The organism is Pseudoclavibacter sp. Z016 (genome assembly GCF_002931215.1).
GTDB lineage: Bacteria > Actinomycetota > Actinomycetes > Actinomycetales > Microbacteriaceae > Pseudoclavibacter.
In genome coordinates this window covers 294,613-302,638 of the sequence record NZ_PSTU01000003.1, presented here as the reverse complement: position 1 = coordinate 302,638, position 8,026 = coordinate 294,613, and the positions used below count along the sequence as shown (strand labels likewise).

The 8,026-nt window shown below is 70.9% G+C and carries 6 protein-coding genes; 2 read left to right on the top strand and 4 right to left on the bottom strand.

The window, feature by feature from the left end; all coding sequences use genetic code 11:
* Window positions 1–640 precede the first annotated feature (640 nt).
* Entirely contained in the window at window positions 641–1,006 is a 366-nt protein-coding gene (locus C5B99_RS02695) for a PadR family transcriptional regulator (protein WP_104240224.1), read from the top strand.
* Window positions 1,003–2,418: a hypothetical protein gene (locus C5B99_RS02690; RefSeq protein ID WP_104240223.1), complete on the top strand. Its 1,416-nt coding sequence runs from the start codon at window positions 1,003–1,005 to the stop codon at window positions 2,416–2,418. Before C5B99_RS02695 ends, C5B99_RS02690 begins: the two co-directional genes overlap by 4 nt.
* 471 nt (window positions 2,419–2,889) lie before the next feature.
* On the opposite strand, the gene C5B99_RS02685 is transcribed toward C5B99_RS02690, so the two are convergent.
* The 4 genes from C5B99_RS02685 to efeO all read right to left on the bottom strand — a co-directional run bounded on the left by C5B99_RS02685 (window position 2,890) and on the right by efeO (window position 7,981).
* On the bottom strand, window positions 2,890–4,401 hold the full coding sequence (locus tag C5B99_RS02685) for a cell wall metabolism sensor histidine kinase WalK (RefSeq protein ID WP_181064915.1): 1,512 nt from the start codon (window positions 4,399–4,401) through the stop codon (window positions 2,890–2,892).
* Between the two features lie 56 nt (window positions 4,402–4,457).
* Entirely contained in the window at window positions 4,458–5,207 is a 750-nt protein-coding gene (locus tag C5B99_RS02680) for a response regulator transcription factor (protein ID WP_104240221.1), read from the bottom strand.
* 115 nt (window positions 5,208–5,322) lie between these two features.
* Entirely contained in the window at window positions 5,323–6,639 is a 1,317-nt protein-coding gene (gene efeB / locus C5B99_RS02675; protein ID WP_104240220.1) for an iron uptake transporter deferrochelatase/peroxidase subunit, read from the bottom strand.
* Between the two features lie 124 nt (window positions 6,640–6,763).
* Window positions 6,764–7,981, bottom strand: coding sequence for an iron uptake system protein EfeO (efeO, locus tag C5B99_RS02670; protein WP_104240219.1), 1,218 nt, complete (start codon window positions 7,979–7,981; stop codon window positions 6,764–6,766).
* Window positions 7,982–8,026 lie beyond the last annotated feature (45 nt).

The following is an 8,026-nucleotide window of genomic DNA, read 5'->3' as shown; positions in this document are numbered from 1 at the left end:
CGGGCGGACCGCGACGGCGGGCGGCAGCAGCGGGCGGGCGGCGGCGGGCGGCGGCCATCAGCCCCGCGTCCGCGCATCCGCCCCGCGCCCTCCGCGTCCCACCCCAGCGCCGACTCGCCCGCAATAAGGACACCTTGACCGCGTGTCGCGAGGCATCACGGGGTGAAACCGACCTATTTGGCGGCGGAGAGTGCGCGGGCGGGCGACGGAGAGCGGGCGAGCGACGGACGGGCGGCGGCGGCATCCAGCCCGCCGAGTGCCTCCGTCCCGCACGCCCGACCCGCGTCAGCGCGCATCCGCCCCGCGGACCTCGCGCCCTCCGCGCCGACCCGGCCGGCCGATTGCCCGCAAAAAGGACACTTGAACCGCGTGTTGCACGCCTCCATGGGGCAGAACCGACCCATCTGTCGGCGGGGAACGAGCACACGGCGGGCAGGGGCGAGCGGAGGACGCACGGCGGATGAGGTGCACGGGCTGGGGCCGGGACGCAACGCGCGACCAGGCACGCGAGGCGACGCGAGGCGACGACGCGCGATGCCGGTGGATGGCGGGCGGCCAAGTGGATGCGGGCGGCGGAGAAAGGGCGGCGGAGAGCGTGGGCGCGTGGCCAGATAGTCCAATGGCGGGTATATTCCTGTGCATGGCAACCATGACCGAGTCCACGTTCTGGATCCTCACCGCCCTCGCCGCCGGGCGTCAGCACGGCTACGCGATCATGCGCGACGTGGGGCGCCTCAGCGGCGGCGCCGCGACGCTGCGCGCGACCACCCTCTACGCGGCGCTCGAGCGCCTCGAACGCGAGCAGCGCATCCAGAAGGCAGGCGACGAGATCGTGGATGGCCGCGCCCGCCGCTCTTACGAGCTCACCCCGCAGGGACACCACGACCTGGTGGCTGAGACCGAGGCTCTTGCGGCTCGCGCGCAGGTCGCCGCGACGGCGCTGAAGCGTGGCCCCTCGCCTGCCGTTCGCCCCTCCCCGGCCCTGCGTCTCGGCCGCGCCTGGTGAGCGCATCCCTCAGCACGAGGTTCGAGCGCCTGCTCCGGTGGTATCCGCGCGCCTGGCGGGAGGAGAACGGCGACTACCTGCTCGCGGTGCTCCTCGAGGACGCCGTCGAGCGCGGCAAGACGAAGCCGACGCTCGCGGACGCCTGGTCGATCCGCGTGCATGGCCTCGCCGCCCGGGCCACACCGGGGGCGACGCTCGGTGTCGCGGTCGCAGCGCTGATCGTGAGCCTCATCCCGATGGCCACCATCTTCGTGAGCGCGCTCATGGAGCCGACCTGGCTGCGCCTCGGCATCGCCGGGTTCCAGGAGTTCTCAGGCCTGCTCCTGCTCTTCCTGACCGTCATGATGTTCGGCCGCCGCCACGGTGGCAAGCTCACCGCCCCGGCCGCACTCTCGGCACTTGCGCTCTGGGTGCTGCACGCCGCGGCCGCCGCGTGCGCGCGCCTGAGCTGGTCGATCGGATGGGAGGAAGCGGATGACAACCTGCTGCCGGGAGCGACGAGCACCTGGTTCGGAGACTCCACCTCCTTCTGGCTCGCGGTTGCCGGCACGCTCGGGATCGCTTCGCTGAGCATCGTCTTCCGGGGCCCACTACGACGGAATCGTTCCGCTTTCGAGGCGTGGATGCTTGCCGGAGTCATCTCCTCAGGCTGCCTCGTCGCCCTGTTCATCACGAGCATGATGCCGTCGATCATGCCGCTCGCAGCGGGAACCATGCTCGTCCTGAGCGCGATCGACGTGAGCAGGGAGACCGCAGGCGCCCGCAGGTCGCAGCTCGCTGCTCGCCCAAACCGCCCCGTGCATGGCCGAGCCCGACAGCGCCGAGCCCGCTTCCTGATCCTGTTGGTCCTCGCGGCCCTGACGGCGCTGGCCGGAGCGTTCTGCGCGGCGCTCGCCATCGGCGGCAGCAGCTGGAGTCTGGCGTTCCGCGACACGACGCACGCCATGAACGTCGGGTTGGCCCTCGGCTGCCTCGTCGTGGTTCCGCTCGCAGCCGTCGGAGCGTGGATGCTCTTCCGCCGGTTCGGAAGGCGCTGGCTGGTCGGCGGTGCGTTCCTCGTGGCCGCGCTGCTGCTCGAGGCAGGCTCGCAGCTCGCGGGGGCAGGCCATCCGGCGCAAGAGCCGCTCTGGGTGCTCGCGGCCCTCTGCATCGGCGCGGCACCCACCATCCCGCTCACCGCGCTGATCCCCGCGTCGAGGCCCGTCAGCGCCATCCTCGCGGTAGGCGGGTCAGTTGTGCTCGCCCTGACCGTGGGGCTCGGCGTGCCAGGCCTGCCGTTCATCGCGCCACTCGCGTCCGTCGCCGTCGCGTGCTGGGCCGCGGTTCAGATCATCGTGGATGCGCGTCGCTCGCGAGCCGACGCGCGAACCCCGAGCGCCGGGGGTGGATTCCAGCTGGCAGAGTCGCCCTGAGCAGGCGCTCGCCGCAGCCGCATCATCCCCGCGCGCATCTGACCCCCGCGCGTCCTCCCCGCGCACATCCGTCCCCGGTGCACCTCTGCGTCCTCCGCGCGCATCCGCTCCCGGCGCCCGCGCCCGCACCCCAGCGCGGAGCTACCCACGAAAAGGTCACTTTGGCCGCGTGTTGCACGCCGCGACGGGGTGAAAACGCCCCATCTGACGGCAGATGGGCGGATGGCGGACGGGCGGCGCTCACCCGCCCTACTCCCGCCCCGCGCGGGCCCCGAGTACGCGCGCACCGCAGCCGCTCCATCCCCGCGCGCATCCACCTCCGCGCACCCCCACCCCAGCGGAGCTACCCACGAAAAGGTCACTTTGGCCGCGTGTTGCACGCCGCGACGGGGTGAAAACGCCCCATCTGACGACGGATGGGCGGATGGCGGGCGGGCTCGGCGTCGGGGCGGGCTCGACCTCGCGCGGGGCTCAGCCCCGCGAGGGCTGAGGCTCGGCGAGCGGCAGGCGCACCGTGAAGCGCGTCTCGCCAGGGCGGCTGTCGACGGAGATCGTGCCGCCGTGCGCATCCACCACGCTCTTCACGATCGAGAGGCCGAGTCCCGTGCCGCGGGTGACCGGGATGGAGCTCGCCTCGGTCTCGCCGCGCGTGCGAGACACGTCGCCGCGCACGAACCGCTCGAAGAGGTGCTCGAGCACGCCGGGGTCGATGCCTGGCCCGTCGTCGACGACGCTGAGCACGGCGTTGCTGCCCTCGACGCCGAGCGTCAGGGTGACGTTCGTTCCCGCCGGGGTGTGCGCGTTCGCGTTGGCGAGGAGGTTCGAGACGACTCGGCGCAGCTGCGCGTCGACTCCCGTCACCTCGATGGCGACGCCTGGGATGTCGAGGTTCCACCGATGCTTCGGCCACGCAGCGTGCGCGTCGCCGACCGCCTCGAGGGCGATGAGCGACAGGTCGACCGTCCCGTGCTCGACGTCGACACCCTCATCGAGGCGGGCGAGCAGCAGGAGCTCCTCGACGAGCGCGGTCATGCGGACGGACTCCGAGTCGATCCGCTCGAGCGCGCGAGCAGTGTCCTCCGGCAGGTCTGCGCGGCTGCGGCGCGTGAGCTCGGAGTAGCCGCGGATGGACGCGAGGGGAGTGCGCAGCTCGTGGCTCGCATCCGCCACGAACTGCCGCATCTTCGCTTCGCTCGCCTCCCTCGCGGTGAAGGCGCGGGAGATGTGCCCGAGCATCGTGTTGAAGGCCTGGCCCATGCGCCCGACCTCGGTGCGCGGGTCCGCGTCGCGCGGTTCGACCCGTACGTCGAGGGCGGCGTCGCCCGAGGTGAGGGGCAGCTTCGAGATGCTGGTCGCGAGATGCTCGACCCGCTCGAGCGGTGCCATGGATGCGCGGATCCAACGCGACGTGAAGATCGCGGCGAGCCCCATGCCGAGGAGTCCGATGAGGGCGATCATGAGGCTCAGCGTCGTCGTCGTCGCGTTGACGTCGCCGAGTGGGAGCGCGATGACGACGCCGTATCCGGCTGGCCCTTCGCTCGCTTGCGCCCTGACTTCGCCGATGCCGAGGACGGTGACGGTGTGCGCCTGCCCATCCTGTGGGACGCTCGCAAGTTCCTCGGCGGTGGCCGGGGAGATCAGCACGACCTCGCCGAGACTGTTGAGGGCGCCCGCCGAGATGACGGTGTCGTCGTCGATGACCGCGCCGACGGTGCCCTCTGCCTGGCCGGGGAGCTTCAGCACGAACGTCGCGTTCGGGGTGATGGAGAGGGGTCCACCCGTGTCGCCGTGACCGGACGCGCCTTCGCGCCCGCGGTCGCTCGCAGAGGAAAGCTGCTGGTCGAGCCGGTCGACGAGCACGTTGTGCAGCAGCGTCACGCTCACGGCGCCGATGACGGCGGTCACGATGACGAGCGTCGCGACGAGTCCGAGGACGAGTCGACGCCGGAGGGTCAGCGGCGCACGCTCGCGCCTTGAATCCACGCCCGACGGTGGAGCATTCGGGGGCAGAGCTGCAGGGGATGCGCCTCCCGGCGCGCTCATTCCGTGGCCTTGAGCATGTAGCCGACGCCGCGAACCGTGCTGATCATGGGCTCACGGCCGGCGTCGACCTTCTTGCGCAGGTAGGAGATGTACAGCTCGACGACGGTCTCGCGCCCGCCGAAGTCGTAGCTCCACACGTGGTCGAGGATCTGCGCCTTCGACAGCACGCGGCGGGGGTTGCGCATGAGGAAGCGCAGCAGCTCGAACTCGGTGGCCGTGAGCTCGATGAGGTCGTCGCCGCGGCGCACCTCGTAGCTCTCCTCGTCGAGGCTGAGGTCGCCGACGCGCAGCACGGGGTCGTTGGCGCCGCCCTGCGTGAGCATGGAGCGTCGGACGAGGCCGCGCACGCGCGCGATGACCTCCTCCAAGCTGAAGGGCTTCGTGACGTAGTCGTCGCCGCCGGCTGTGAGCCCCGCGAGTCGGTCGGCGAGCGCGTCCTTCGCGGTCAGGAACAGCACGGGCAGCGTCTCGTCGTCGGCGCGGATGCGGTGCAGCAGCGAGAGCCCGTCCGTGTCGGGGAGCATGATGTCGAGCACGGCAGCGTGCGGCTTGAACTCGCGGGCGACCTTCACCGCGGATGCCCCGTCCGCGGCGGTGCGCACTTCCCAGCCCTCGTAGCGCAACGCCATCCTGAGGAGGTCGGTGAGCGAGGGCTCGTCGTCGACGACGAGCACTCGGATGGCGGACCCGTCGGCCGCCTTGAGCATCGGGCCGAGTCGCGAGCTCGACTGATCGGTGGGAGGCATGCCTCTAGTCTCCTCCTTGATCTATGGAGGAGCTATGAGGCGCCTGAGCGCCGGGTATGGGGTCGGCAACGGGCGCGCAACGTTCTGGGCCGCATCCGCTCACCCACCCATCGAGTCAGCCGAAGAGCGTCTCCCCGACGTACCCGCCCTCGCGAGCGCCAGGGGGAATCGCCCAGATGCCGCTTCCGGTGTGCTTGATGTACTCGTTGAGGAGGTCGGTGCTGAGCGACTGCTGCACGCGGATGAACTGCTCCGGGTCTCGCTGGTAGGACAGGAAGAAGAGGCCGGCGTTGAGGCGTCCGAGCTCATCGTTGCCGTCGACGAAGTTGTAGCCGCGGCGCAGGAGCCGAGCTCCCGCGTTCTTGGTGGGGTGCGCAAGCGCGACGTGGGAGTTCGCGTCGATCGCCGGCTGCCCGAACGTCGTGCTGCTCTCGGCCGCGAAGTCGGGTTCGGCGAACTCCTCGCCGCCGCTGAGCGGCGCCCCGGCGCGCTTGTCGCGGCCGATGATCTGCTCCTGCTCCTCGAGCCTGACCCGGTCCCAGGACTCGATCATCATGCGGATTCGCCTCGCCACGAGGTAGGAGCCGCCGGCCAGCCAGTCGGCGCCGTCGCCTGGCGCGACCCAGACGTGCTCCGTCGTGGCGCTCGTCTCTTCCGCCTTGACGTTCGCGGTGCCGTCCTTGAAGCCGAAGAGGTTGCGAGGTGTGGCCTGGCTCGTCGAGGTCGACGAGGTGCGCCCGAAGCCCAGCTGCGACCAGCGCAGGATGACGCGGCCGAAGCCGATGCGCGTGAGGTTCCGGATCGCGTGGACCGCGACCTGGGGGTCGTCGGCGCAGGCCTGGATGCAGAGGTCGCCGCCCGAGAGCGCGCTGTCGAGCGCGTCTCCGGAGAAGCGTGGGAGCTGCGTGAGCTTCGCCGGCTGCTTGCTGGCCAGGCCGAAGCGGTCGACCCCGTCGCCGTCGACGAAGAGCGTCGGGCCGAAGCCGAACGTGATGGTGAGTGCCGAGGGCGGCAGTCCGAGGGCCTCGCCGGTGTCGTCGGGTGGGGCGAGCGGCGACCCTCCGACGGCTCCGGAGGCGGAGACGTCGAGGCCCTGCACGAGTCGCGACGACGCGTAGCTCCAGTCCTGCAGCAGCTCCGCGAGGTCCTCCCTCGTCGTTCCCTCGCGGACGTCGAAGGTCGCGAAGTGGATGCGGTCCTGGGCCGGGGTTACGATGCCGGCCTGGTGCTCGCCGTTGAAGGGGTACTGGGTTCCGCTGCCGGCGTGGGAGGTGGCACCGGCACCGGTTGCCGCGGCGATCCCGAAGCCGCCGGCGCCACCTGCGGCGATTCCGGCCGCGCCTGCGCCGAGGAGGCCGAGGAGACCGCGGCGGGACAGGCCGCGGGCGGGTTCTTCGATGTCGTGTTCGTTCGGGGTCTCGCCTGCGCTCACGGGCAGCCCTCCTGGGTTGTTCTGATGAGAGTGGCCAGCTTGCGTGACCGTCCGCGGGTGGTCACCGCGTTCGGGGTGACCACAGGCGGATGCTGACGCAAGCTGGCCGGGTGCGCTGGGAACGCTATGCCGGCAGCCCGAGCACGGTGGTCGTGAGCTGCGAGAGCGGCTCGGCGAGCGCGTCGACCTGGGTCGACAGCTCCTTTACCTGCTCGGGGGTGAGGTCGCGGTAGTTGGTGAAGCCGTCCTCATAGCTGCCGTAGCTCGCGAGCAGATCGTTGAGCGCGGTGAACTCGGTGCTGATCGAGTCGGCGATCGCGATGCCGTCCTCGCCCTTCGACCGGGCGACGTCCTCGACGATGCCGAACGCGACCTCCGCGCCCTCGACGTTCGCCTTGAAGTCGCTGAGGTCGGTGCCGGACCACCAGTCCTCCTCACCCGAGATCTTGCCGGTCGCGACCTCGTCGAGCAGGCCGATGGCGCCGTTCGTGATGTCCTCGATGGAGATCGAGAACTCGTCGCTGTTCACGAGGTCCGCGAGCTGCTGGATGTCGGCGACGAGCTGGTCCGCGTACTGCGCGCGCTCCGCCGTGGTCGACGGCGCCCAGTCCAGGAACGCGTCGGTGTCGTCGGAGTTCTTGGCGCCGGGCTGCGGCTGCCAGAGGTCCTTCTCGATCCGGTGGAAGCCGGTCCAGTCGAGGCCTTCGGCGACGGCGTCGACCTCGCGGTAGTCGATCTTCGGGTCGAGGTCGCCGAAGGCCTCGGCGGTCGGCTCGATGCGCTCGTATGGCACGCGCGCGGCTGCGAAGAGCTCGCGCGCGGCTTCGTCATCGCCCGACTTGTAGGCGGTGGTGAACTGATCCACGAGGGGGACGAGCTCGGCGACCTGGTTGCGCAGGTAGGCGGTGTAGCTCGTGACGGCTTCGTCGTAGGCCGCCTGGTCGTCGGCGGCGACCGCGACTGCCTCGCCCGAGACAGAGAAGGCGGTCTGGCCGATGCCGGCCCCGAGCATGCCCGGCTTGCACACGGTGAAGTAGCTGCCTGGCTGCGCGACGACCGAGAGCTGGCGGCTCGTGCCTGGCGCGATGTTCTCGACCTCGCCGACGATGCGGAGTCCGTCGTCGGCGAGCAGGTAGAACTCGGTGACGCGTTCGCCGTCGTTGGTGACCTCGAAGGTGATGGGGCCGCTGGCGGCGGAGTCACCGGAGACCGTGCAGTCGGTGTCCGTGCTCGAGACGGCGAGCGAGGCGGCGGAGTCGGCCGGCGCGTTCGGCACGCAGCCGGTGAGGGAGACGAGCGTGACGGCGGAGAGCAGTCCGACCGTGAGTGGCTTGAGGTGCATGGTTGTCCTTCTGAGAGCGGGTGCTGAAAGCGGGTGCTGAGGTCG